This is a genomic window from Sinorhizobium prairiense (assembly GCF_029201645.2).
In the GTDB taxonomy this organism is placed as follows: Bacteria; Pseudomonadota; Alphaproteobacteria; order Rhizobiales; family Rhizobiaceae; genus Sinorhizobium; species Sinorhizobium meliloti_A.
In genome coordinates this window covers 2,039,879-2,065,343 of sequence record NZ_CP104131.1, presented here as the reverse complement: position 1 = coordinate 2,065,343, position 25,465 = coordinate 2,039,879, and the positions used below count along the sequence as shown (strand labels likewise).

The 25,465-nt window shown below is 61.3% G+C and carries 21 protein-coding genes and 1 pseudogene; 14 read left to right on the top strand and 8 right to left on the bottom strand.

What is annotated here, in order from left to right; translation table 11 throughout:
* The first annotated feature begins 416 nt into the window (after positions 1-416).
* Positions 417-1,439, top strand: coding sequence for a porin (locus N0Q91_RS12625; protein WP_275596558.1), 1,023 nt, complete (start codon positions 417-419; stop codon positions 1,437-1,439).
* Between the two features lie 105 nt (positions 1,440-1,544).
* On the opposite strand, the gene N0Q91_RS12620 is transcribed toward N0Q91_RS12625, so the two are convergent.
* From N0Q91_RS12620 to N0Q91_RS12605, 4 genes are all read right to left on the bottom strand, one after another.
* Positions 1,545-2,477 carry a tyrosine-type recombinase/integrase gene (locus N0Q91_RS12620; RefSeq protein ID WP_026168567.1) on the bottom strand — a complete coding sequence of 311 codons (933 nt, stop codon included), beginning with the start codon at positions 2,475-2,477 and terminating at the stop codon, positions 1,545-1,547.
* Positions 2,478-2,650: 173 nt separating this feature from the next.
* Positions 2,651-3,709 carry a porin gene (locus N0Q91_RS12615; RefSeq protein WP_275596557.1) on the bottom strand — a complete coding sequence of 353 codons (1,059 nt, stop codon included), beginning with the start codon at positions 3,707-3,709 and terminating at the stop codon, positions 2,651-2,653.
* 606 nt (positions 3,710-4,315) lie between these two features.
* Positions 4,316-4,804, bottom strand: coding sequence for a BA14K family protein (locus tag N0Q91_RS12610; RefSeq protein WP_275596556.1), 489 nt, complete (start codon positions 4,802-4,804; stop codon positions 4,316-4,318).
* Between the two features lie 164 nt (positions 4,805-4,968).
* The gene (locus N0Q91_RS12605; protein ID WP_275596555.1) at positions 4,969-7,014 is read right to left on the bottom strand and encodes a lytic transglycosylase domain-containing protein; all 2,046 of its coding nucleotides are present in this window, start codon (positions 7,012-7,014) and stop codon (positions 4,969-4,971) included.
* Between the two features lie 300 nt (positions 7,015-7,314).
* Here N0Q91_RS12605 and dapA point away from each other — a divergent pair, with 300 nt between their 5' ends.
* Both dapA and smpB read left to right on the top strand, forming a co-directional pair.
* Positions 7,315-8,199 carry a 4-hydroxy-tetrahydrodipicolinate synthase gene (dapA, locus tag N0Q91_RS12600; RefSeq protein WP_018094592.1) on the top strand — a complete coding sequence of 295 codons (885 nt, stop codon included), beginning with the start codon at positions 7,315-7,317 and terminating at the stop codon, positions 8,197-8,199.
* The gene (gene smpB, locus N0Q91_RS12595) at positions 8,199-8,678 is read left to right on the top strand and encodes an SsrA-binding protein SmpB (RefSeq protein WP_003527297.1); all 480 of its coding nucleotides are present in this window, start codon (positions 8,199-8,201) and stop codon (positions 8,676-8,678) included. Before dapA ends, smpB begins: the two co-directional genes overlap by 1 nt.
* Before the next feature lie 223 nt (positions 8,679-8,901).
* On the opposite strand, the gene N0Q91_RS12590 is transcribed toward smpB, so the two are convergent.
* Positions 8,902-9,480, bottom strand: a complete 579-nt coding sequence (locus tag N0Q91_RS12590; RefSeq protein WP_003527296.1) for a LabA-like NYN domain-containing protein — start codon at positions 9,478-9,480, stop codon at positions 8,902-8,904.
* A gap of 472 nt (positions 9,481-9,952) precedes the next feature.
* Between N0Q91_RS12590 and rpoZ the strand changes: the two genes are divergently transcribed.
* The 8 genes from rpoZ to era all read left to right on the top strand — a co-directional run bounded on the left by rpoZ (position 9,953) and on the right by era (position 16,819).
* Positions 9,953-10,360, top strand: coding sequence for a DNA-directed RNA polymerase subunit omega (gene rpoZ, locus N0Q91_RS12585; protein WP_018094594.1), 408 nt, complete (start codon positions 9,953-9,955; stop codon positions 10,358-10,360).
* Positions 10,361-10,462: 102 nt separating this feature from the next.
* Positions 10,463-12,688: a RelA/SpoT family protein gene (locus N0Q91_RS12580; protein WP_275596554.1), complete on the top strand. Its 2,226-nt coding sequence runs from the start codon at positions 10,463-10,465 to the stop codon at positions 12,686-12,688.
* A gap of 157 nt (positions 12,689-12,845) precedes the next feature.
* Entirely contained in the window at positions 12,846-12,998 is a 153-nt protein-coding gene (locus N0Q91_RS12575; protein WP_018094596.1) for a DUF3563 family protein, read from the top strand.
* A 291-nt stretch (positions 12,999-13,289) separates the two neighbouring features.
* The gene (locus N0Q91_RS12570; protein WP_275596553.1) at positions 13,290-13,847 is read left to right on the top strand and encodes a DUF2062 domain-containing protein; all 558 of its coding nucleotides are present in this window, start codon (positions 13,290-13,292) and stop codon (positions 13,845-13,847) included.
* Complete coding sequence (gene acpS, locus N0Q91_RS12565; protein ID WP_018094597.1) at positions 13,844-14,263, top strand: holo-ACP synthase; 420 nt, start codon at positions 13,844-13,846, stop codon at positions 14,261-14,263. The genes N0Q91_RS12570 and acpS overlap by 4 nt, the downstream gene beginning before the upstream one ends.
* A gap of 158 nt (positions 14,264-14,421) precedes the next feature.
* Positions 14,422-15,165 carry a signal peptidase I gene (lepB, locus tag N0Q91_RS12560; protein ID WP_275596552.1) on the top strand — a complete coding sequence of 248 codons (744 nt, stop codon included), beginning with the start codon at positions 14,422-14,424 and terminating at the stop codon, positions 15,163-15,165.
* Positions 15,165-15,881 carry a ribonuclease III gene (gene rnc, locus N0Q91_RS12555; RefSeq protein ID WP_018094599.1) on the top strand — a complete coding sequence of 239 codons (717 nt, stop codon included), beginning with the start codon at positions 15,165-15,167 and terminating at the stop codon, positions 15,879-15,881. Before lepB ends, rnc begins: the two co-directional genes overlap by 1 nt.
* Positions 15,882-15,889: 8 nt before the next feature.
* The gene (gene era, locus N0Q91_RS12550; RefSeq protein ID WP_275596551.1) at positions 15,890-16,819 is read left to right on the top strand and encodes a GTPase Era; all 930 of its coding nucleotides are present in this window, start codon (positions 15,890-15,892) and stop codon (positions 16,817-16,819) included.
* A gap of 222 nt (positions 16,820-17,041) precedes the next feature.
* On the opposite strand, the gene N0Q91_RS12545 is transcribed toward era, so the two are convergent.
* Positions 17,042-18,040: a glycerophosphodiester phosphodiesterase family protein gene (locus N0Q91_RS12545; RefSeq protein ID WP_275596550.1), complete on the bottom strand. Its 999-nt coding sequence runs from the start codon at positions 18,038-18,040 to the stop codon at positions 17,042-17,044.
* 571 nt (positions 18,041-18,611) lie between these two features.
* Here N0Q91_RS12545 and cfa2 point away from each other — a divergent pair.
* The 3 genes and pseudogenes from cfa2 to N0Q91_RS12530 all read left to right on the top strand — a co-directional run bounded on the left by cfa2 (position 18,612) and on the right by N0Q91_RS12530 (position 22,878).
* Positions 18,612-19,868, top strand: coding sequence for a cyclopropane-fatty-acyl-phospholipid synthase (gene cfa2, locus N0Q91_RS12540; RefSeq protein WP_275596549.1), 1,257 nt, complete (start codon positions 18,612-18,614; stop codon positions 19,866-19,868).
* A gap of 149 nt (positions 19,869-20,017) precedes the next feature.
* A pseudogene (locus N0Q91_RS12535) lies at positions 20,018-22,184 on the top strand (Tex family protein); the annotation flags it as partial.
* Between the two features lie 379 nt (positions 22,185-22,563).
* Positions 22,564-22,878: a hypothetical protein gene (locus N0Q91_RS12530; protein WP_100672057.1), complete on the top strand. Its 315-nt coding sequence runs from the start codon at positions 22,564-22,566 to the stop codon at positions 22,876-22,878.
* 85 nt (positions 22,879-22,963) lie between these two features.
* Here N0Q91_RS12530 and rkpK read toward each other — a convergent pair whose 3' ends face one another.
* Positions 22,964-24,277 (bottom strand): UDP-glucose 6-dehydrogenase, encoded by a 1,314-nt coding sequence (gene rkpK / locus N0Q91_RS12525; RefSeq protein WP_018094607.1) that lies wholly within the window; start codon positions 24,275-24,277, stop codon positions 22,964-22,966.
* A 146-nt stretch (positions 24,278-24,423) separates the two neighbouring features.
* The gene (locus N0Q91_RS12520; protein WP_275596548.1) at positions 24,424-25,449 is read right to left on the bottom strand and encodes an NAD-dependent epimerase; all 1,026 of its coding nucleotides are present in this window, start codon (positions 25,447-25,449) and stop codon (positions 24,424-24,426) included.
* Positions 25,450-25,465 lie beyond the last annotated feature (16 nt).

Here is a 25,465-nt window from a genome sequence, read left to right as displayed (position 1 = left end):
TGCGCGGGCCCGGGATCGACGCGTCGATGGCTCTCGAAAAGATAGGACTTGGGCAGGGGCTTCGCCCGGTTTCGACCCCCTTTCCGGCCATTTTTTGCCCCTTTCCGACACAGATCACAGCCCGACATCCTGCGCTAACCCCTCGTCGCTAAAGGATTTTCTTAACGCTCTGTTAATTTCCTCGGGCCGTCTGGGGCGATTTTGTGTCGTTTCAGCAACAGGGATCAGGGAAGGGCAGGGCAAAGGAGTCGATCTGGTAAGTTGGTCGTTGCGCGCCCCACCCGGTTTTGTATTTTCAACTCCGGAAGCAAGGGCGGTTGATCGTCCGACTTCTTGAACATTGGGGATGGGGCAGGGAACGCTGTCCTTCAGCAAAAAACCCAGACCCGTTTTAAACTTTTGACTGGAGGTCAGAAATGAACATCAAGAGCCTTCTTCTCGGCTCCGCTGCTGCTCTCGCAGCAGTCTCCGGCGCTCAGGCTGCCGACGCGATCGTCGCTGCCGAGCCGGAGCCCATGGAATATGTCCGCGTCTGCGACGCTTTCGGTACGGGCTACTTCTACATCCCCGGCACGGAAACCTGCCTCAAGATCAGCGGCTTCATCCGCGTTCAGGGCACCTTTGGTCGTGACGAAGTGACCAGCCGCTACGATTCCGGCAACGGTACGTCGGACTGGGACATGTTCTCCCGCGCTTACATCGCGTTCGACTCGAAGAGCGACACCGAATACGGCACGCTCACCGGCTTCTTCGCTGCTGAGTTCAACGCCGACAACGACACCGACGAAGGCGACAGCTTCATCGACGTCGACGAAGCCTACATCCAGCTCGGCGGCTTCAAGGCCGGCTTCTTCTACAGCTGGTGGGATAAGGGTCTGAACGGCGAAACCGACACGCTCGGCAACTTCACCGAATTCAACTCGCTCGCTTACATCTACGATGGCGGCACCTTCCAGGCAGGTATCTCGGTCGACGAACTCGAAGGCGCAACGACTAAGGACAACGGTGTCGGCGTTACCGGTATCGTCTCCGCTACGCTCGGTGGCGTTGCTTTCGACTTGCTCGGCAGCTACGACACGGAAGCCGAAGAAGGCGCGATCCGTGCCCTGCTTTCCGCAGACCTCGGCCCGGGCACGTTCCAGATCGCTGGTATCTGGGCATCCGAAACGAACGCCTACTGGGATGACTCCGAGTGGACCGTTGCTGCGTCCTACCGCTTCAACGTGAACGACAAGTTCGCCATCACCCCTGGCGCTCAGTACTTCGGTAACGTGAACGAGAACAACAACTTCGGCAACGACGATGCATGGCGCGTTGGTATCACGACCGACTACCAGATCACCGAAGGTCTCGCCACTCGCTTCACGATCAACTACGAAGATCAGGACAATGGCGACGAAGAAGTCTTCGGCTTCCTCCGCCTGCAGCGTGACTTCTAATCTGACCTGACCTCGGTCAGTGGAAGGAAAGCCCGGCTCAAAGCCGGGCTTTCTCTTTTTGGGACAGTATTGTGAGTGCCGCGCTACTGCGGCGCGTTCCGCGATTTACTTGAGGTGCCGTTCCAGGACGGGCACGCACATATCGAGGTCGTGGGAGGCGAGATGGGCGTAGCGCATCGTCATCTCGAGCGTCTGGTGGCCAAGCCACATCTGAACCCGTCTAAGGTCGATCCCGCCTCTGACCAGGCGTGAGGCGCAGGTATGCCGCAGGATGTGCGGAACGACGTCTTCTTCGTCACCGAGGCGCGCATCCACCTTTGCAGCGTTCCAGACGGCGCGATACTTCTGCTGATCAATTCTCGAAAAGGGGCCCGGGGCTCTGTCGGCACATTTCTTCAGGGCGTCCTTTGCCCTCAAGGTGAGCGGGACCGTACGGCTGCGGCCCGATTTGGTGACCCAGAATGTCGCCCGGCCCTCATGGATGTCGTTCCATTTGAGAGCGATGGCCTCGCCCAGGCGCGCACCCGTATCCACCAGGAATATCGAGAGATAAAGGTATAGTTCAGACCGGCTCGCGATCTCCCGGAAGAGCAGTTCCTCCTCGTCTGCCTCCAGAAAGCGTAGGCGCCCCGCCTTCTCCTTCTGGCGCTTGAACTCCGGTAGATTGTGTACATCCCCCATCTTGTACGCTTTCCGCAGCAGCTTTCGCAGCGCCGCCATCTTCCGGTTGATGGTCGCGTTGCTGTTGCCGCGCTTTCGCAGCGCACCGATGAGGCCGTCGAGCATCTCCTGCGAGAAGACGGAGAAACGCTTGCCGAGCAGAATCTCGTCCAGCTCTCCGACGAAGGCCTTCACATTGTATTTGTGCTTGCCTTCGTCCCACAGGATGTCGGCATAGCGCTGAAGCAATTCGGCGAGCGTGGCTTCCTTCACCACTCCCATGGGACCTTGCCGGCCGAAGCTATAATTGACCTCGTATCCGGACCCCATTCCAGGGAATCCAAGGTCACTCGCTCGTTTTTCAGCGTCCGACGTCACGTTTGCCGTTTCCTCCCCATTCTCCGTGAACGAGCCAAGAAACCACTGACCATCAAGTCAGTGCTTATAGTCAAACAATCTCAACGCCTTGGCGGCGCACATTCGTTGCAGAACAGCAACAGCCCGCAACTCAATGTTGGGTTGCGGGCTTTTTTGAACCTGACTAGGTCAGATTAGAAGTCCCGCTGCAGGCGGAGGAAGCCGCTGACAGCGTCGGGCTTGTTGCTTGCATCCGTGTAGTTGATGGCAAAGCGCGAGGCGAGACCATCGGTGATCTTGTAGTCGGCAGTGACACCGACGCGCCACTGTTCTTCGCTCGAGTTGAAGCCACCAGCACCGTTGTTCAGAGCGTCCCAGTATTGTGCGCCCGGGGTGATTGCGAGCTTTTCGGAAGCGTTGAAGCGGTACGACGCAGCAACGGTCCACTCCGAGTTGGCCCAGTAAGCATTCGGGTCGGATGCCCAGATGCCGGCGATCTGGAATGTACCCGGACCGGCATCGGCCGAAAGCAGTGCGCGGATCGCGCCTTCTTCGTACTCGGTGTCGTAGCCGCCGAGCAGGTCGAAGCTTACACCACCGACCGAAGCGGAAACGATACCTTCAACACCGATGCCGTTAGGCTTGGTCGAGGTGCCTTCAAGTTCATCGATCGCAACACCAGCCTGGAACGTCCCGCCGTCATACATGTAGGCGATCGAGTTGAATTCCGTGTTCTCGCCGATCGAGTCGGTTTCGCCGTTCAGACCCTTATCCCACCAGCTGTAGAAGAAGCCGGCCTTGAAGCCGCCGAGCTGGATGTAGGCTTCGTCGACGTCGATGAAGCTGTCGCCTTCGTCGGTGTCGTTGTCGGCGTTGAACTCAGCGGCGAAGAAGCCGGTGAGCGTGCCGTATTCGGTGTCGCTCTTCGAGTCGAACGCGATGTAAGCGCGGGAGAACATGTCCCAATCGGAAGTCCCGCCAACATAGTCTTTCCGCGGCTTGTCAAGCGTACCCCAGTCCGAACGGTCGTTAACTTCGTCGCGGCCGAATTCGCCCTGAACGCGGATGAAGCCGCTGATCTTGAGGCAGGTTTCCGTGCCGGGGATGTAGAAGTAGCCCGTGCCGAAAGCGTCGCAGACGCGGACGTATTCCATGGGCTCCGGCTCGGCAGCGACGATCGCGTCGGCAGCCTGGGCGCCGGAGACTGCTGCGAGAGCAGCAGCGGAGCCGAGAAGAAGGCTCTTGATGTTCATTTCTGACCTCCAGTCAGTCGTGGGAAAGAAATCCTATGACTGGGGGTCCGGCGAGGACAGCACTGCCACCGTCTTTCCCTCAGATTGGGAGAAAGGTGAGGGGAGGCGCGTCGCGTTCAAATAGAACTTCATGCCACGCGCTTTCAGGCCTGTTGAGATTCGGCCACCCGCCGCCGCTTGTTCGATCGCCTCATCCCTGTGCCCGTCACAGGGATGAGGCGAGCACCGGGTCTGCGGCGCGGGAAGCGTTCTTTCAGCCCAAGGACTTGGCCTGGCTGGATTCCTGTGACAAGCACAGGAATGAGGGACCGGGATGTGCGGCTCCTACAACTTTCGCTTGCGAATATGCGAGAGAATGGTCAACCTGTCACGCAATGAAGGTTACGTCTGCATTCTTGCATCGAAGTGACGCGGGACGCTGTACACGGGCGTGACCCGCGAGCTTCCGCGCCGCCTTCGATATTCTTCACGGTTTATGAGACGCGCCGAGGGGGCGCACCCTCTCTACCTTCATCCCTGTGACAAGCACAGGGATGAGGCGATCAAACAAGCGGCGGCGCATGGCCTGACTCTCAACAGGCCTTGGTTTGTCTGCGCGCAGTGGCGTCAGCTATAGGGTGAATAGCACTGGCGCCGTGGACCGTTGTAGGGCTGGAATGTATTGTCCCAGGCTCTATACGAGCGATAGCGCGAGTAGCACCATTCCACATGTGGATTGCCGCCGCCGTAATACCTCGGCGCCGCATATCTCGGCTGGCTCAACACGCCACCGACGATCGCGCCGGCGGCCAGGCCGCCAAAGAAAGCTCCGAGATCATCATCGTCGTCGCGGTAGTAGCGGCGATGATGGTAGCGATTGCTGTAATGGCGGTTTCCGCGATGACCGCGCCAGTTGCCCATCCGCCGGCAGTCCCGGTCGCGGCAGCGGCCCTTGCGCGCTTCCCCGCGCTCGTACGGAAACTGCGCCAACTGCACGTCGGCAGCCTGCGTCTTCGGTGCCGGAACGATCGGAAATGCCTCTGCGGGCGGAACGCTGCTGATGGCCGTGGCCAGCGACAGGGCAACAATTGCTAAGGTCTTCATTGGCCTCACCATTTCCTCTCAGGAGAAAGTAATCCCTTCAAAGGGAAAATGGCCGAAATCGTATTTTGTGCCGGACGCCGCCGAAGGATCACGATGATGTGATCCTCTCTCGGCAGAGCTGCCGCGGGGACCGGCAGTCGGGCGCGACCGTCCGGTTTGCCCCCCGCAGCTCCGGCTCAAGGCAAACGGCGTCCCAACCTCAAATCCGCAACGATGTCCGTATCCTGTCCCAGCCGCGATTTATAAACCTGGTAGTTCTCCATCACCCGCTGGACATAGTTGCGCGTCTCCTCGAAGGGGATGCGCTCGATCCAGTCCACGACCTCGTCGATGGGCTTTCCGCGTGGATCGCCATAGCGGGCGAGCCACTCAGGAACACGACGCGGGCCGGCATTATAGGCGATGAAGGTGAGGATGTAGGAACCGCCGAAGCTGTCGATCTGTTCGCCGAGGTAATGGGCACCAAGCGTCGCATTATAGCCGGCGTCGCTCGTCAGGCGGTCCTTCGAATAGGCGAGGCCATAGCGGCTGGCGACGGCCTTGGCCGTGCCGGGAAGGAGTTGCAGGAGCCCCCGGGCATTCGCCACCGAAACAGCGGCCGGGTTGAAAGCGCTTTCCTGCCGGGCGATGGCATAGGCGAGCGCCTTGCCTGCCCCGTCGATATCGGCGCTCGGCGGGATGACCCCGATCGGAAAGGCAAGGGCAGCCACCTCGATGCCGCGCCCGAAGGCGATCTTGCCGATCTGCAGCGAGAGTTGGTGATTGCCCGCCTTCTCGGCCCGCTCCGCCAGGATCGCAAGTTCGCCGGGGCTGGTCAGTTCCTCGGCAAGCGCCCGATAAAGACTGTCGGCGCGCCAGCCATGGCCGGCAGCTTCGAGCCGGCCGATCGCCGTAACGGCTTCGCGCCCTTCCAGCCGGATGCGGTCTTGCTCCGTCGGCGAGGGATAGCTCATATTGAGTTTCGCCTGGCCGAGGCGTGCGGCGGCGAGTTGCCCGTAGAAGGTGGCCGGGTAGCGCGCCGCATTGGTGAAATACGCGCGCGCGTCGCCGGGGCCGCCCGCTTCGGCGGCGCGCCCCAGCCAATACCAGGCGCGCGAGGCGGAGATCGGCCGGCTCGATGCCTCGAGGATCCTGCGAAAGTGACGCGCCGCCGTCTCGGGTTCCTCGAGGCCGCGAAGCGCATACCAGCCCGCGTGGAATTCCGCGTCGACGCGGTCCGTGGCGCGCCTTGCCGCATGGTTGGCGGCGATGCGATAGGCGCCGCGGAAGTCGCCGGCGTCGAGCAAGCCGCGGCTGACGATACGTTGCTCGACCCACCATTCTCCGGGATTGACGAGGGCGCCGTCGTCCTTCGGCATCTGGTCGAGAAGCCGGGCCGCCTCGGCGTATTTCTGCTGCTTGCGTAAATGCTCGATGCGGATGAAGAGGTAGGAAGGCCTGCTGCGCCAGGAAGCGTCCACCGCTTCGATGAGCGAGGCAGCGTTGCTGCCGCCGCGGGTCACTGCGGCCCAGGCGCGGAACAGCGATTGCGCCTTGCCGAGATCGCTGAACCGCTCGGCCTGGTCTATGCGGGCGCGGTAGAGAAGCATTTCCATCCGCTGCCTGTGATCTTCCGTCGTCAAAAGATCGGAAAACTCGGAAAGGATCTTCGTTTCGGTGTCCTTGTCCAGGGCTTCGCTCAGCCAGAATGCGCGCAGGTGCGTGGCGGCCGCCGAGCTCTGCCCCACCGCTGCAAGTGCGCGTGCAAGGATGATCGCCCCTTCAGCCGTCTCGGGCCGGGTGGTGCCGAAGGCGGCGACCACATCGGCGGCGGGAGCGTTCTCGCGGTAAAGCGCCCGTTCCGAATGCGAGCGCAGCGACTTCAGGCCCGGCCAGCCCTGGAGTTCCCGCTGCGCCTCGGCAATATCATAGGAGGGGATGCCCCTCTGTCCGGACACCGCGATCGCCCAGGCCAGGATATGGCGGTCGAGCGTTCCTGCCGGCATGCGGTCGCGAACGGCGATCGCCTTTTCCGGCTGCCGATCGGAGAGGGCATCGAGACCGCTTTCCAGATTGGCGCCGAGGATAGATGAGGGTTCGCCGGCTGCGATGCTGCCGATCTTGCCGGCAGCATCCGGCTTGCTCGTCGGCACAGGAATCCGGCCCTCGGCTGCGTCGGCCGAAAAAGCCAGCATCCCCGCACCGATCATGGCGGCGACCGGCAGGAAAATTGTTCGCCGCATCACGAGCCCCGTGGTCCCTCATCCCTCGACTTCATTGCCGCTCCATTACAGCCGATCGATCAGCGAAACCCAGCCATATCTGTCGGACTGCTGACCGGCCGGCGCATGCGTGATCCCCGAAACCCGGCGCCCCATTGCGGTCCCGCCCACGGGCGGCGTTTGTGCGGAAACGAAAGTGAAATGCATCCTCTCAGCGCTTGCCGCAGACACGTCACATGATTATGGTGCGGCAGTTTTTTAACCGTCGATTGCGGCCAAAGCGTGAGCGTATTCTGCGCCCTCGGTCGTCAGGAGTTGTGTATGTTCAAGGGTTCCATTCCCGCACTCGTAACGCCGTTCACCGCCGCCGGCTCGGTTGATGCGGATAGTTTCGTCGCGCATGTGGAGTGGCAGATAAAAGAGGGCAGCCACGGCCTCGTGCCCGTGGGCACCACGGGTGAATCTCCGACGCTTTCCCACGATGAGCATAAGAAGGTCGTGGAACTGTGCGTAGAGGCGTCGGCGCGGCGCGTACCGGTCATCGCCGGTGCCGGGTCCAACAACACGATCGAAGCGATCGAGCTTGCGCAGCATGCGGAAAAGGCCGGTGCGGACGCGATCCTCGTCGTCACGCCCTATTACAACAAGCCTACGCAGAAGGGCCTTTTCGCCCACTACGCGGCGATCGCCGAAAGCGTGAAGCTGCCGATCGTGATCTATAACATTCCCGGCCGTTCCGTCGTGGACATGAGCGTCGAGACCATGGCGGCGCTGGCCAAGGCCCATCCCACGATCATCGGCGTGAAGGATGCGACCGGAAAGATCGAGAGGGTCTCCGAGCAGCGCATAGGCTGCGGCAAGGCTTTCGTGCAGCTTTCGGGAGAGGATGCGACCGCCCTCGGCTTCAATGCGCATGGCGGCGTCGGCTGCATCTCCGTCACCGCCAATGTCGCTCCGCGCCTGTGCGCCGAATTTCAGGAGGCAACCCTTGCCGGCAACTATGCCAAGGCCTTGGAACTTCAAGACAAATTGATGCCGCTGCACAAGGCCATCTTCCTTGAGCCGGGCGTCTGCGGCGCCAAATATGCGTTGAACCGTCTGGGGCGGATGAGCTTTACTGTCCGCTCGCCGTTGCTGTCGGCGCTTGAGCCGGCCACGGCGTCGGCTATCGACGCGGCGCTCAGGCATGCAGGGCTGATGAACTGATGGCACCGAAAGGCAGCGAACGCACGGTCAAGAAGGTTGTCGCGGAAAATCGCAAGGCCCGCTTCAACTACGAGATCGTCGACACCTACGAGGCCGGTCTGGTCCTGACCGGCACGGAGGTCAAGTCGTTGCGCGAGGGAAAGGCCAATATCGCGGAATCATACGCGACCGACGAAGGCGGCGAGATCTGGCTCATCAACTCCTACCTGCCCGAATATCTGCAGGCCAACCGCTTCAATCACGAGACGCGCCGCCGCCGCAAATTGCTCCTGTCGAAGAGGGAAGTGAACCGTCTGCAAGGTGCGGTCAACCGCGAGGGAATGTCGCTGATACCGCTCCGGATATACTTCAATGAGCGAGGCAGGGCGAAGCTGGAACTGGCGCTCGGCAAGGGCAAGAAGCTGCACGACAAGCGAGAGACCTCCAAGGAACGCGATTGGAACCGGCAGAAGAACAGGCTCCTCAAGGAGCGCGGCTGAGTCCCCGTCGATCTCTGGGGTATTTGCTCTTCATCCGGCAGAAGAGATCACAATGATTTCAGGTCGGGTCGACCTGAACCACGAAGGTCATCGATTCCAATGAGTTGGAACGGGATGCGGGCGGAAACCGTGTCTGCGGCGCGGAAAAGCCATTTTCAGCCAAGGCTTGGTCCGGCCGGGTCCCTGTGACAAGCACAGGGACGAGGAAAAATCCCGACAGGCTTTAAAGCTCGACGTCGTCGGCGACCGGCTCGACAGGGCGCTGAACGCGTTCGGACGGTTCGCGGCCGATCTCTCCTCTGAGCGTCGCGAGATCGATGAAGTGGTCGGCCTGACGGCGCAGGTCGTCGGCAATCATCGGCGGCTGCGTCGACATGGTCGAGACCACGGAAACCTTTCGGCCCTTGCGCTGCAACGCTTCGACCAGGGTCGTGAAATCACCGTCTCCGGAGAAGATCACCAGATGGTCGACCGATTCGGACTGCTCCATGGCGTCTATCGCCAGCTCGATGTCCATATTCCCTTTGATCTTGCGGCGTCCGAGGGAATCGGTGAACTCCTTGGCGGGCTTTGTCACGACCTTATAGCCGTTATAGTCCAGCCAATCGATCAGCGGGCGGATCGACGAATATTCCTGGTCCTCGATGAGTGCGGTGTAGTAGTAGGCCCTGAGCAGGTAGCCGCGCTTCTGGAAGGCTTTGAGCAGCTTGCGGTAATCGATGTCGAAGCCGAGGCTCTTCGACGCGGCGTAGAGGTTGGCGCCATCGATGAAAAGAGCGATTTTCTCGCGAGGATCGAACATCGTTACTTCCTTTTTCCGTACCCTGCACAGTGACCGGACCAACCCCGCGGAGCGTCACGCTTACAATTGGCGGATTAAATTAAAGCTCACTTATCTGCAAATAATGTGGTCATGCCAACGCATTATTCCAACTAGGGCGCGGCGCCTATAGCTAGTTTTAGCAGTTGCTGCAGTTCGTCCACATTTTCAATCTATAATTGTTGCTGGATACGTATTCGAAATTATCACGAAATACAGGCAATGTCTGTGACCCTATGGGAGCGTTCCACAGACGCGGCATTTTATCATGCTCCGGGCGATGACGTGAGCCGGATGCAGGAAAAACTTGAACTTATGCCGTTTTGATTGTATCGGACGCCTAATTCCAGAAATCGGAGCTGATGGAGCCGCATGTCAGCGGACGTTCCGGTTTCGCGTCGTTAAACCTGCCGCGGCAATGCCGCCGCATCTCTTGAGTCGTAAAGGACAGGCTATGGCCCGCGTCACCGTCGAAGACTGCATCGACAAGGTCGAAAACCGTTTCGAACTCGTCCTTCTTGCCAGCCACCGCGCACGCCTGGTTTCCCAGGGTGCCCCGATTACGGTCGACCGCGACAACGACAAGAATCCGGTCGTTGCACTGCGCGAGATCGCCGATGAAACCCTGTCGCCCGGCGACCTGAAGGAGGACCTGATCCACTCGCTGCAGAAGCATGTGGAAGTGGACGAGCCGGAACCCGATCCGGCATCGCTCGCCCAGACGGAAGCAGCGCCCGCCTTCGCTGAGGCCGCCGAAGAGGAAGACCAGCCGGAAGCGCTGACCTTCGACCGCATGTCCGAAGAAGAACTGCTGGCCGGCATCGAAGGCCTCGTTCCTCCGGAAAAGAGCGACGACTACTGAGATTCGTTCCGGAACAACGTTCCGACGTGTTATCGAAGCAGTGCGCCACTCATATGATTGGCGCACTTTTTTATTTGCCTGATTTCACGGAGCCGCTAGCGGATGATGCGCCAATACGAGCTCGTTGAGCGCGTGCAAAAATACAAGCCCGACGTCAACGAGGCGCTGCTGAACAAGGCCTATGTCTACGCCATGCAGAAGCACGGGCAGCAGAAGCGGGCAAGCGGCGATCCTTACATCTCCCATCCCCTGGAAGTGGCGGCGATCCTGACCGAGATGCATCTGGACGAATCCACGATCGCCGTCGCGCTGCTGCACGACACGATCGAGGATACGACCGCGACGCGGCAGGAGATCGACGATCTCTTCGGCGAGGATATCGGCGCCTTGGTCGAAGGCCTCACCAAGATCAAGAAGCTCGACCTCGTCACCAAGAAGGCCAAGCAGGCGGAAAATCTTCGGAAGCTGCTGCTCGCGATTTCGGATGACGTCCGCGTGCTCCTGGTCAAACTTGCTGATCGCCTCCACAATATGCGCACCCTCGACCACATGTCGGCCGAAAAGCGCGCGCGCATCTCCGAGGAGACGATGGACATCTATGCGCCCCTGGCAGGGCGCATGGGCATGCAGGACATGCGCGAGGAGCTCGAGAACCTGTCCTTCCGCCACATCGATCCGGAGGCTTACGAGACCGTTACCAGGCGCCTCCAGGAGCTCTCCGAGCGTAATGAGGGGCTGATCAAGAAGATCGAGGAGGAACTGAGCGACCTCCTTCAGGCCGAGGGGCTGACGGATTCACAGGTGAGGGGGCGCCAGAAGAAGCCCTATTCGGTTTTCCGCAAGATGCAGTCGAAATCACTCTCCTTCGAGCAGCTCTCGGATGTCTGGGGCTTCCGCATCATCGTCAACGACATCCCGTCCTGCTATCGCGCGCTCGGTATCGTGCACACCCGCTGGCGTGTCGTGCCGGGACGCTTCAAGGACTACATCTCGACCCCGAAACAGAACGACTATCAATCGATTCACACGACGATCATCGGCCCGTCGCGCCAGCGCATCGAACTGCAGATCCGCACGAAGCGCATGCATGAGATCGCCGAATACGGTATCGCGGCCCACGCACTCTACAAGGATCGCGACACCGTTTCCGGTGACCTGACGCGCACTCCGACATCGAATGCCTATTCCTGGCTGCGCCGCACGATCGAATCGCTCGCCGAGGGCGACAATCCGGAGGAGTTTCTCGAGCACACCAAGCTCGAGCTCTTCCAGGATCAGGTCTTCTGCTTCACACCGAAGGGGCAACTGATAGCGCTGCCGCGCGGCGCCACCCCGATCGACTTTGCCTATGCCGTGCATACGAATATCGGCGACACTTGCGTCGGGGCCAAGATCAACGGTCGCATCATGCCGCTGGTGACGCGGCTCAACAACGGTGACGAGGTGGAGATCATCCGCTCGGGTATTCAGGTGCCGCCGCCGGCCTGGGAAGAGATCGTCGTCACGGGCAAGGCGCGGGCCGCCATCCGCCGCGCGACGCGCGCCGCCATCCGCAAGCAATATGCCGGCCTCGGCTATCGCATCCTCGAGCGCACCTTCGAACGGGCGGGCAAGACCTTCTCGCGCGAGGCTTTGAAGCCGGTGCTGCACCGGCTCGGACAGAAGGACGTCGAGGACGCCATCGCCGCGGTCGGGCGCGGCGAACTCTCCTCGCTCGACGTTCTGCGCGCGGTGTTTCCCGATCATCAGGACGAGCGCGTGACCGTGAAGCCCAGCGCCGACGACGGCTGGTTCAACATGCGCAGCGCCGCGGGCATGATCTTCAAGCTACCGGAGCGGTCGAAGGAAATGGCCGCCGCCGAGCAGGCGGAGGGGCCGGAAGCCCTGCCGATCCGTGGCCTCTCCGGCAATGCCGAGGTCCATTTCAGTCCTGCCGGCGCCGTTCCCGGCGATCGCATCGTCGGCATCATGGACAAGGACAAAGGCATCACCATCTATCCGATCCAGTCGCCGATCCTGCAGAAGTTCGATGAAGAGCCGGAGCGCTGGATCGACGTTCGTTGGGATCTCGACGAGGCGAACAACAGCCGTTTCATGGCGAGGATTGCGGTCAGCGCCTTGAACGAACCCGGCACGCTGGCAGAGGTCGCACAGGCCATCGCGACCACCGACGTCAATATCCGTTCGCTTTCCATGGGGCGCGTCGCCGCGGACTTCAGCGAATTGCAGTTCGATCTCGAGGTCTGGGACCTGCGTCAGCTCAACCATCTGATGGCGCAGCTCAAGGAGCTGCCGAGCATATCCATGGTCAAGCGCCTCTTCGAGTAGCCGGTTTCCGTGCAATCTGCCTCAGAAATAAGCATCTCGTAACAATGATGAGCCGCGCCATGCATTCATTGCATGGCTGCCGATGCTTCGCGGGACTGGTGGTGATTCGGCTGGTGAACTATCTTTCGCATCGGGAGGTGAACGAAAGGGGTTTGCCATGTTCAAGCAGTTGAAGAAAATCACCCGTGCCCTGCACATTCCGAGCATCGAAGAGCGCGAGACCGCCTATCTGAATGGCTCCGTCGACCGGATCGACCTGGAATACCGTCAGCGTCAGATCGACCGCGGCCTTTTCCGGAAGGGCTTCTGATCGCGAATGCGGCGCGCCCGAAAGGCGCGCCACGGCTGCTGCGCCCGGTGGTAGCCTGAGCTATGCGTTTTACGAATGGCTCTCTTGCCTTATCTCTCAGTCTGACGCCTTACGACGCTGCGTGTCCTGCGGCTGTAGCGCTTTGATCTGCCGCACGCCTCAGTCTTCAAGGATTGAAGGAAACATGCAGCAGCTTGCACACGGCGTGTGCGGCGCCTATCTTGCGCCCATCGTAAGGCGGGCGGTCCGTCTTGCGCCGGCGGCGGTTTCGAATGCGATCATGACGGCATAATGTTATTCAGGCGCAGAAAACCGGTCACACTATCCGAGAGGCTTCGCGCTTTCTTCTGGCCGCGCAAGGGGCTGACGCGCGCTCCGCGCTACATTGCCCTTCGAATTCTCCGGCTGAACTCGTCTCCGCACTCGATCGCCGTCGGGGTGGCGGCGGGTGCTGCGTCGTCATTGACGCCGTTCTTCGGCCTGCATATCGTTCTCGCCGTCCTTCTGGCGTCGGCGTTTTCCGGGAATCTCATCGCAGCCGCGATCACGACGCTGCTCGCCAATCCCATCACGATACCGGTCATCCTGACGGCTTCCTACGAGGTCGGCACGATGCTCACGCAGCCGCAAGCCGCTCAGGTGATCGGCGGCCAAGAGATCATGCGGATGATCGAACATCTCGATTTTGCAAGCCTGTGGGGCCCGGTCTTCAAGCCGATGCTCATTGGCTCGCTCCCTCTTTCAGCGGCGGGCGCCTTGATATTCTACCCGTTTGCCTTTCAGACGGCCCGCCTCTTCCAGAAGCGGCGCCGGCAGGCCCGCGCGCACAAATTTGGACATCCGACATGATCATCGGCATCGGCAGCGATCTGATCGATATCAGGCGCATCGAAAACTCGCTCCAACGCTTCGGCGAGCGTTTCGTCAATCGGTGCTTCACCGATATCGAGATCGCCAAATCCGAGGGCCGCAAAAATCGTGCGGCCTCCTATGCCAAGCGTTTCGCCGCAAAGGAGGCCTGTTCCAAGGCACTGGGCACCGGCCTGGCTCAAGGCGTGTTCTGGAAAGATATGGGCGTCGTGAACCTGCCTGGCGGGAAGCCGACGATGCAGCTGACCGGTGGCGCGGCCGCGCGCCTTCAGGAATTGCTGCCGGTCGGCCACCGCGCCGCAATCCATCTGACCATCACCGACGACTTCCCGCTTGCTCAAGCTTTCGTGATTATCGAGGCGCTCCCGGTTGCCCCCGCCGAGGGAACGGTTTAGAGCACTTGCCGAAGACCGGCCCGCGGTCGCTTGAAGCACGGCATTCCCGCGACATATAGCATCGAGTTGCGGGGCGGCGTGCGCTTGAGTTCGGGCGCAGACGAACGTTGAAGCGTTAGGCCCGGTGCCCCCGGGCAGGATGACAAGGAAGACTGAGCGTGGCAGAAAAGACAGAAGCGAAGCAGAGCGGTCTCTGGGAGAACGTCAAGGTCATCATCCAGGCGCTGCTCCTCGCCGTGGTCATCCGCACCGTCTTCTTTCAGCCCTTTACGATCCCTTCCGGCTCGATGATGCCGACGCTCCTTGTCGGCGACTATATCTTCGTCAACAAGTTCGCCTACGGCTATTCGAAATACTCGCTGCCCTTTTCGCCGGATCTTTTCAGCGGCAGGATTTTTGCGAGCGAACCGGAGCGGGGCGACATCGTGGTCTTCCGGTTCCCGCCCAATCCCGATATCGACTATATCAAGCGCCTTGTAGGCCTGCCGGGCGACCGCATCCAGGTCAGGAACAGCATTCTCTACGTCAACGACAAGCCGGTCGAACGGGTGCCGGACGGCACGTTCCGCGCTGACGATCAGTACGACACGGGCGGCGATGTTCCTGTCTATCGCGAGACGATGGACAACGGCATGACTTACGACACGCTCGACCAGTTCCCCGATTCGCGCGGCGACAACACCCGTGAATTCATCGTCCCCGCAGGTCATTATTTCATGATGGGCGACAACCGGGACAACTCCGCCGACAGCCGTTTCGACGTCGGCTTCGTGCCGGCTGAAAACCTTGTCGGCCGCGCCAGCCTGATCTTCTTCTCGCTCGGCAACGACACCTCGTTCCGGCAGATCTGGAAATGGCCGGCGAACCTGCGTTACGATCGTTTATTCAAGGTCGTCCACTGATGAAGGGCCGCTCGTTGAACGGGGAGGACCGGGCGCGGCTCGAGGCCGCGATCGGTTACCGGTTCGCCGAGAAGGAACGTCTCGACCGGGCGCTGACGCATTCGAGCGCTCGCAGCGGCCGCGCGATCAACTATCAGCGGCTCGAATTCCTGGGTGACCGGGTGCTTGGGCTCTGCGTCGCGGAACTCCTGTTCCAGACCTTCACCGATGCCAACGAAGGCGAGCTCTCGGTGCGTCTGAACCAGCTCGTCAGCGCGGAGAGCTGCGCGAAGGTGGCGGATGAGCTCTCGCTGCACGAATTCATCCGCACCGGCTCGGATGTGAAGAAAATCACGGGCAAGCACATGATGAATGTGCGCGCCGATGTGGTAGAGTCGCTGATCGCCGCGATCTATCTTGATGGCGGCCTCGACGCGGCGCGACGTTTCGTGCTCGAGCATTGGACGCATCGGGCCGCAAGCGCAGACGGCGCCAGGCGGGACGCCAAGACGGAACTGCAGGAATGGGCGCATGCCAGATTCGGCGTCGCACCGAAATACAGGACGGACGACCGTTCCGGGCCTGATCACGATCCGCGCTTTACCGTGACGGTGGAGGTCGACGGGATCGCGCCGGAGACGGGGGTCGATCGTTCCAAGCGCGGGGCCGAGCAGGTCGCCGCGATGAAATTGCTGGAACGCGAAGGTGTGTGGCAGAAGCGCTCTGCCGGAAATTGACGGATATCATGACGGATACTCAAAAGGATACGGCCGCCGGCGCAGTGCCGACGCGCTCGGGCTTCGTGGCGCTGATCGGGGCGACGAATGCCGGCAAGTCGACATTGGTCAATCGCCTTGTCGGCGCGAAAGTGTCGATCGTCAGCCACAAGGTGCAGACGACGCGGGCGATCATCCGCGGCATTGCGATCCACGGCAGCGCGCAGATCGTCTTCATGGACACGCCCGGCATCTTCAAGCCGCGGCGTCGGCTCGACCGCGCCATGGTCACCACGGCCTGGGGCGGAGCCAAGGACGCCGATCTGATCATGCTGCTGATCGACAGCGAGCGCGGGATCAAGGGTGACGCGGAGGCGATCCTCGAGGGCCTGAAGGAGGTACATCAGCCGAAGGTTCTCGTCCTCAACAAGGTCGATCAGGTTCGCCGCGAGGATTTGCTGAAGCTTGCGGCCGCTGCGAACGAAGTGGTCGCATTCGAGCGCACTTTCATGATCTCCGCGCTGACGGGTTCCGGCTGCGAAGACGTGATGGATTATCTCGCCGAGACGCTGCCGAAAGGCCCGTGGTACTATCCCGAGGATCAGATCTCCGATCTGCCGATGCGCCAGCTCGCCGCCGAGATCACCCGCGAGAAGCTCTTCCTTCGTCTGCATCAGGAGCTTCCCTATGCATCTCACGTGGAAACGGAGAAATGGGAGGAGCGCAAGGACGGTTCCGTGCGCATCGAACAGGTGATCTACGTGGAACGGGACAGCCAGAAAAAGATCGCCCTCGGCAAGGGCGGCGAGGCGATCAAAGCGATCTCGACCGCCGCGCGCAAGGAAATCTCCGAAATTCTCGAGCAGCCGGTGCACCTCTTCCTGTTCGTCAAGGTGCGCGAAAACTGGGGCGACGATCCGGAACGCTTCCGCGAAATGGGGCTCGACTTTCCGAAATAGCGGGAAGGACGTCAGACGCTCTTCAACGTCATGCGGCGTTCGAGCTCCGCAGCCGATCCACCAGCTCTTCCTGGAACGCCTTGGCGATGGATGACTGATGCGGAACCGTGATCATGCGCATCCAACGGCCGAAAATGCAGCGAGAGCAGCAAAGGCGGCGGCCGCGAGAATCCATATGTCGACATCTGTTGACCCTTGCACGACGAAGGTTGCGCGCTTCGGCTACTGTCGATTGGCCTGGTCGGTCGCTGCGCCGGGGCGCTTTCCGAGAAGGGGAGCGATTGTTTCGGCCCTGTTGGTCCAGACGTAGCCGGAGAAGCGCTCGGGAACGAAAGCGAGATCATCGGTGCTGTCGATGCCGGAGGTGAAATCGCCTCCGCTGTAAGGGCCAAGCAGGATGATTTCGCTGCCGGCGGCCTGCATGCGGGCCGCGAACCGGTCGGGCCAGCCCCACAGAAAACTTGCATAATTACTCGGCACGATGATCAGCGTATCGCGACAGGCGTCCGGTACGATGCCGGTCCAGCCATAGGCGGCATAGCGGCCAAGACAGGCGATCGTGGATTGTCGATCATAGCCTCTGAGCCCCGGAACCAGCCGGAGCGTTTCCTGCGTCGGAGCGGTGCCGCCATAGACGCCGAACACCTGTTTGCGCCATTCCGGGTGGAACCGGAGGAGGACCGCGAGGGTCGCTCCTTCCTCCCGCCGCTCGCTCTTGAAATTGATAAGGAAGCGGCCCTCGGGCAGGGCCTTGAAAACCTCCGTCAGCGTCGGCATCTGGCCAGCCCCCTGGCCGCGGAAGGGGAAGGACTTGCCGCCGTCGGCCGTATAGCCGTAGCCGATGTCCAGTGTCTTCAGCTCGGACATCGGAGTGTCCTGGGTGACGCCGCTCCCATTCGTCCGGCAGTCGAGCGTCCAGTCGTGAAACACGGCAAATTGGCGATCCGGTGTCAGGTGGACGTCGAGTTCGACGACGTCGGCGCCGCTCTCCATCGCCGCGCGCATCGAGGCAATCGTGTTTTCGAGATAGCTGTGGCGCGGCTTTTCGATGCGCTCGGCGGTACAGGTGTCGTTGTCGAGACCTTCCGAGGAAAAAACCTGGTGGATGCCGCGATGAGCGAGGATCTTTGCATTGCCGGAGGGAGGCGGCGCCAGAAGCGACGTGTTGAGAAGCCAGACGATGGCGACGACGACGAGCGCAACCACGGCGATCTTCTTCATCGTGTATCCTCCTCTCGCGACGGGCTTGCCGCGACAATGTGGCGTGACGATGTTACCGGTTGGTGTACGAGTGTTACAAGGACCGGCACCACTCTGTTATCGGGTCCGTGACCGGTCGGCCACCACTAAGCGCAGGTAGGCGCCCGGAAGCGGCCCCGCAACATCCGAGGAGAGCTCGTTTCGAAGGGACGAGAGCAATAGCCTCGATGCACCGGTTTGCGCCCGCTGACGGTCTTGTCCCAGTGCTTTCGAATTTGCTAAGCAAACAAATCTTTGAGGGGCCACAAAAAAGCCCCATTGAATAACCGCCGAACACAGCTAAGTTAATGGAAGTTCTGATGGATAGGAGCCCGATGGGCTGGCCTGACGAATTCCCGCAGCTGGTCCTTGCCTTGTTTCGCGAGGACTCGCCGGAAACCGTGAGGTCGCGCTCGAGCCGGTTTCTCGCCGCTTCCGGATGTGGCCGCCTGCTTCCAAGCTGCCGCATGTCTGCCCTGAAGCCGACCAGCCGCTCACCCGCTCCCCCTGTGAAGGAACCGATGGTTCGTTTAGGTCTGAGCTGAGGTAGGATATGAATGCGGGTTTGTTGAATCTACTTCGCCGGCTTGTCGAGAAAGGCAAGCTGACGGTCGTTTTCTCGTCGGGTGAAAAGGTGGTTCTGGGCGATGGTACGGGCAAGCCGGCGGCCATCCGTTTCGCTGATGCCGGAGCGGAAAAAGCCGTTCTTCACGATCCAGGGCTGAAATTCGGCGAAATGTACATGGACGGTCGCGTTCTCGTGGAGGAGGGCGATATTTTCGACGTGCTGGCCATCGTCAAGAGCAATGATCTCGACAAGGCGGCAACCTTCACCAATTCGATCGTCGCGCTCGGACACATCTTTCGCCAGCAGATGAAGAGCCGGCTGCCGGTAAACCGCAACCGCTACAACGTCGCCCACCATTACGATCTGGACGGCAAGCTCTTCAATCTCTTCCTTGACGAGGACTGGCAATATTCCTGTGCCTATTTCCATCCGCCGGGCATCTCGCTCGACGAGGCGCAACGCGCCAAGAAGCGGCACATAGCGGCAAAGCTGCTGCTCGAGCCCGGCCAGAAGGTACTGGAAGTGGGTTCCGGCTGGGGCGGCATGGCGATGTACCTCGCCGAGTCGTCGGGTGTGGAAGTCACGGGCATCACGCTCAGCGAAGAGCAGTTGAAGGTCTCGCGCGAACGCGCCGCAAGGCGCGGGCTTTCGGACCGGGTGCGTTTCGAGCTGCAGGACTATCGCACCATGCAGGGAAGGCAATTCGACCGCATCGTCTCCGTCGGCATGTTCGAACATGTCGGCATCGGCAATTACGGCAATTTCTTCCGCAAGATGAAAGAACTGCTGAAGCCGGACGGCGTGATGCTGCTGCATTCGATCGGTCAGATCTACAAACCCTGGGCGACCAACCCGTGGATCGAAAAGTATATCTTCCCCGGCGGCTACATTCCCGCCCTGTCGGAGGTATTGCCACGGGTCGAGAGCAACCGCCTGCTCGTCAAGGACATCGAGATTCTGCCGCTGCATTACGCCTGGACGCTCAGGGCCTGGCGCGAGCGTTTCCTGGCGCAGCGGGACGAGGCGGTCAGGCTTTATGACGAGCGCTTTTTCCGTATGTGGGAGTTCTATCTCGCCGCCTCGGAAACGGCCTTCCTCTACGACAAGCATTTTGTCTTCCAGCTCCAGCTCTCGCCGTCACTCGCGACGGTGCCGGTGTCGCGCGACTACATCGCCATCAAGGAGCGCGAATTGCTGGAATTCGAAAAGACCCGCGAACGGCTGGAACTCGTCGCGGTCTGAGGGGGCGGGCGAAAGCCTCCTCATCCGCCCCCACGACGGCACCGTCTCCTGATCTTCTGTGGAGTTCGCCCGGGCGGCCATCGGCCTTCACTTGGCCTTGATGGTCTGCGCCAGTATGGTCCGGCCGAAACAGGAAACGGAACGAGAGAATGGTCACGACCGCAAAGCCCATCGCCGCCATCATCGCCAGCGAAATCAAGGCGACCGCCGCCCAGGTCACAGCGGCAGTCGAATTGCTGGACGGCGGAGCGACGGTGCCTTTCATCGCGCGCTATCGCAAGGAGGTCACCGGCGGTCTCGACGACACGCAACTGCGCGTCCTGTCGGAGCGGCTTACCTATCTGCGCGAGCTTGAAGCGCGACGGGCGTCGATTGTCGATTCGATCCGCGGCCAGGGCAAGATGACCGACGAGCTCGAAGGCAAGATCGCCGGCGCGGTTACCAAGGCGGAACTCGAAGACATTTACCTGCCCTATAAGCCGAAGCGCCGCACCAAGGCGGAAATCGCACGCGAACGTGGGCTGGGTGCACTGGCCGAAGCAATTCTTTCCGATCGCTCGATCGCGCCGGCCGAACGCGCGGCCGCCTTCCTCACCGCCGATGTGCCGGACGTCAAGACCGCACTCGACGGCGCCCGCGATATCATCGCCGAGGCCATGACCGAGAACGCCGACCTTCTCGGGCGGTTGCGGAACTATATGCGGGAGGCAGCCTTCCTGCGCGCTCGGGTCGTGGACGGCAAGCAGGAGTCCGGCGCCAAATTCTCGGACTATTTCGACCACTCCGAGCGCTGGGCGACGGTGGCCGGGCACCGCGCATTGGCGATGCTGCGCGGTTGGAACGAAGAGGTCCTCTCGGTCGATATCGTGGTCGATCAGGAGGCCGCGCCTTCGCAAAGGCCGACCGAGCGGATGATCGCGGCGGCCTACAATGTCGGCGATCGGTTGCCCGGCGACAGATGGCTGCTGGAGGTCATCGGTTGGACATGGCGCGTCAAGCTTTCGCTTTCGCTGTCGCTGGACCTGATGCGCGAGCTGCGCGAGCGGGCCGAAGAAGAGGCAATCCGCGTCTTCGCACGCAATCTCAAGGACCTGCTGCTCGCCGCACCCGCGGGCTCGCGCGCGACCATGGGGCTCGATCCCGGGATCCGCACCGGCGTCAAGGTCGCGGTGGTCGACGGCACAGGCAAGCTGCTCGACACCGCCACGGTCTATCCCTTTCCGCCGAAGAATGACATTCGCGGGGCCCAGGCAGAGCTTGCGGCGCTCGTGCGCAAGCATAAGGTGGAACTGATTGCGATCGGCAACGGCACCGGTAGCCGTGAGACGGAGAAACTCGTCGCAGACATGCTCGCTGCCATGCCGGCGCCGAAGCCTACCAAGGTGATCGTGTCCGAAGCGGGTGCATCGGTCTATTCCGCTTCGGAGACGGCGGCTGCCGAGTTTCCGGGCCTCGACGTTAGCCTGCGGGGCGCCGTTTCGATCGCCCGCAGGCTGCAGGATCCGCTGGCCGAGCTCGTCAAGATCGAACCGAAATCGATCGGCGTCGGCCAGTACCAGCACGACGTCGATCAGTCGAAGCTCAGCCGCTCGCTCGACGCCGTTGTCGAGGATGCGGTAAACGCCGTCGGGGTCGATCTCAACACCGCCTCGGCGCCCCTCCTGGCGCGTGTCTCTGGACTGGGCAAGTCCTCGGCCGAGGCAATTGTCGCGCACCGCGATGCGATGGGGGCCTTCGCCAGCCGCCAGGAACTTTTGAAAGTGCCGCGTCTCGGCGCCCGCACCTTCGAGCAGTGCGCCGGCTTTCTGCGGATACCGAACGGTTCCGAGCCGCTCGACGCGTCTGCGGTGCATCCGGAGGCCTATGGCGTTGCCAAGAAGATCGTTGCAGCCTGCGGGCGGGACGTGCGCTCGCTGATGGCAGACAGCGCCGAGCTGAAAAAACTCGATCCGCGCATTTTCGTCGACGAGCGCTTCGGCCTGCCGACGGTCAAGGACATCCTGGCCGAACTCGAGAAACCGGGTCGCGATCCGCGCCCGAGCTTCAAGACGGCTACCTTCGCGGAAGGCGTGGACGACATCAAGGATCTGAAAGTCGGGATGCGGCTCGAGGGCACGGTAACCAATGTCGCAGCGTTCGGCGCCTTCGTCGATATCGGTGTGCACCAGGACGGCCTCGTCCACGTTTCGCAATTGGCCGACCGCTTCGTCAAGGATCCGCATGAGGTCGTCAAGGCGGGTGACGTCGTGCAGGTCCGCGTCACGGAGGTCGACGTCGCGCGCAAGCGCATCGCGCTCTCCATGCGCAAGGAAGGTAGCGCCGATACGCCCCGCGAGGCGAGGGGGGCGACACCGAAGGGCGGGAACCGGGGCGGGACGGCTCGGTCGCAAACACCGCAGGAGCCGGCGCAGGGCGCGTTCGGCGCGGCGCTGATGGCGGCGATGAAGAAAAATGAGAGCGTTCGATGGAACGGCCCGCATGGAAGGATCGTTACCCGAGCATCGATGCTCGTGTGATGGCTCAGGTTGCGTTCGATAATTTAGCCAACTGAGATGTAACCCGCCTCCGTCACACTTTTCAGATGGCGACATTGCTCCGTCTCGTGAAGGTGTCGACCATCGAATGCCGGTATACGGCGGAACAGGTCAGCGGAAACCCTCTTCCGCCGGGGCTTCCCGGCTAAAGGAGGTGCGTCATGGTACGCAATGTGGTCCGCGGCCTTTCTCTTGCCGTCCTTCTGACGGCCGCAGTGACAGCCTACCCCCATGCGGCAGACTCACAGGCCGTTGTGAATTGCGCTGAGCGTTCGCAGGTCATCGAGCTGCTGGCTCGACAATATCAAGAAAAGCAGGCCGCGTTCGGGCAGATCAATCCGCAAGCGGTCATGGAACTCTATGCGGCCGACGGCGGCAGTTGGACTTTGATCGTGACCGATGTTTCCGGCCGCAGCTGCGTCTTCCTTGCCGGAAAAAGCTGGGAACAGGTCATCCAGGTCGGCCCGAAGGCCTGACCGCCAGCCTCCTGCGCAAGACGCGCAGAGGGAAGCCCGTGCAGCTTCCCTCCGCTTACCATTGAATGCGACGGTGCGGTGCCGGTCAGTCCGGCCTGCCGATGCTCGCATAGCGGAAGCCGTGCCTTGCGACCTCGTCCTTGCGATAGATATTGCGCAGATCGACGAGCAGGGGCGTCTTCATCGCGGATTTCAAACGGTCGAAATCCAGCGCCCGGAATTCGTTCCATTCCGTGATAATCACCAGAGCATCCGCCTCGGCCGCCGCTTCATAGGGATCGCTCGCGCAGTCCAGGCCCTCTATCAGCTTGCGCGCGTTTTCCATTCCTTCCGGGTCGTAGCCGGTGACGCGGGCGCCTGCGTCCTGCAACGCCTGAACGACCGCGATCGCAGGGCTGTCGCGCATGTCGTCGGTATTCGGCTTGAAGGTCAGGCCGAGGACTGCAATCTTGGAGCCGCGGATATCGCCGCCGGCCGCCGCGATCACCTTGCGTCCCATCGCCCGCTTGCGGTTGTCGTTGACGGCGACCGTGGTTTCGACGAGCCGCACGGGGGTGTCGTGGTCCTGCGCGGTTTTAACCAGCGCCAATGTGTCCTTGGGGAAGCAGGAGCCGCCATATCCCGGCCCGGCATGCAGGAACTTCGACCCGATGCGGCCGTCCAGCCCGATGCCGCGGGCGACGTCCTGCACATTGGCACCGACTTTCTCGCAGAGATCGGCAATCTCGTTGATGAAGGTAATCTTCATCGCCAGGAAGGCGTTGCCGGCATATTTGATCAGTTCCGACGTGCGGCGTGTCGTGAATACGAGCGGCGACTGATTGAGATAGAGCGGCCGATAGACCTCCGTCATTACCTCTCGCGCGCGACCGTCACTGCCGTCGACCCCGATCACGATCCTGTCGGGCCGTTTGAAATCCTCGATCGCGGCGCCTTCCCGCAGGAATTCCGGGTTGGAGACGACGGTGACGTCAGCCGCAGGGTTGGTTTCGCGGATGATGCGCTCGACCTCGTCTCCGGTACCGACCGGAACCGTGGACTTGGTCACCACGACGGTAAAGCCCTGAAGGTTGGCAGCGATTTCGCGTGCAGCTGCGTAAACATAGGAAAGATCCGCATGTCCGTCACCGCGCCGCGACGGCGTTCCGACGGCAATGAAAACGACGTCGCTGGCGGCCACGGCGGTCTTGAGATCATCGGTGAAGTTCAGGCGCCCGGACGCGACGTTGCTGGCGACGAGATGGTCCAGCCCGGGTTCGAAGATGGGAATCTGACCCTTCTTCAGCGCCGAGATCTTGCCTTCGTCCTTGTCGACGCAGACGACGTCATGGCCGAAATCCGCAAAGCAAACACCGGAAACAAGGCCGACATAGCCGGCACCGATCATCGTGATTTTCATCCGCTTTTCCTTTGATTGTTCTTGAGAACGCTGATCAATTAAGTTTTATCTAATAAAAGGATGTCATCGAGAAAAAAGTAAAGAAAAACCAAATTGCAATTGCGTGCGGAAGCATGCGCTTCGCACAAATATCGTTTGTTTTACCATCAGACGGTCGTGGGCGCACGGCGATAATTCTGTTCATACCACTCGACGAAGCGCGCAACGCCTTCCTCGACCGAAACGGATGGCTTGAATCCGGTCAGGGCTTCGAGCAGGTCCGGCGAAGCGAAGGTACGCGGTACGTCGCCCTGCTGCATCGGCAGCATGTTGCGGATCGCCGGACGCCCCACAGCCTTCTCGACCGTTTCGACGAAGGTCATCAATTCTACCGGCTGGCCACCGCCGGTATTGACGACGCGAAACGGCGCATGGCGCGAAAGCGTGTCCGTGGCCTTTTCCGGTGCCACCCGGTTCTCCTCCGAAGGCGCAATATGCGACAGCCGGACGATGCTTTCGACGAGATCGTCGATATAGGTGAAGTCCCGGCTCATCCGGCCCTCGCCATAAATGTCGATCGGCCGGCCGTTGTCTATGGCGTCGACGAATTTGAAGAGCGCCATGTCCGGCCGCCCCCAGGGGCCGTAAACGGTGAAGAAGCGGAAGGCGGTGGTCGGCACCTTGTAGAGATGCGCATAGCTGTGCGCCATCAACTCCATCGACTTCTTCGTCGCGGCATAGAGCGTCATGGGTTCGTCGGCCCGGTCCGCTTCGGCAAACGGGATCTTCTCGTTGGCGCCGTAGATCGAAGAGGTGGAGGCGAGCATCAGGTGCTTCGGTGCGATCGCCTTGGCGAGCTCGAGCATGTTCCACGACCCGACGAGATTTGCGTCCACATAGGCTTTCGGGTTTTCGAGGCTGTAGCGGACGCCTGCCTGGGCGGCGAGGTGGATGATGACTTCCGGCTCGGCAAGCTCCGCCGCGCGGTCCAGCGCGGCCCTGTCCTCGAGCATGGCCGTCACCGCCTTGAAGCCGTTGGAGCGCTGAAGGATCGCGTGTCGGCGCTCTTTCAGCGTCACGTCGTAATAGGGCGTCATGCCGTCGAATCCGACGACGAAATGCCCCTCGTCGATCAGTCGTTTTGCAACATGAAAACCGATGAATCCTGCAGTGCCGGTGATGAGGTAACGCATGACGATTTCCCCCAGT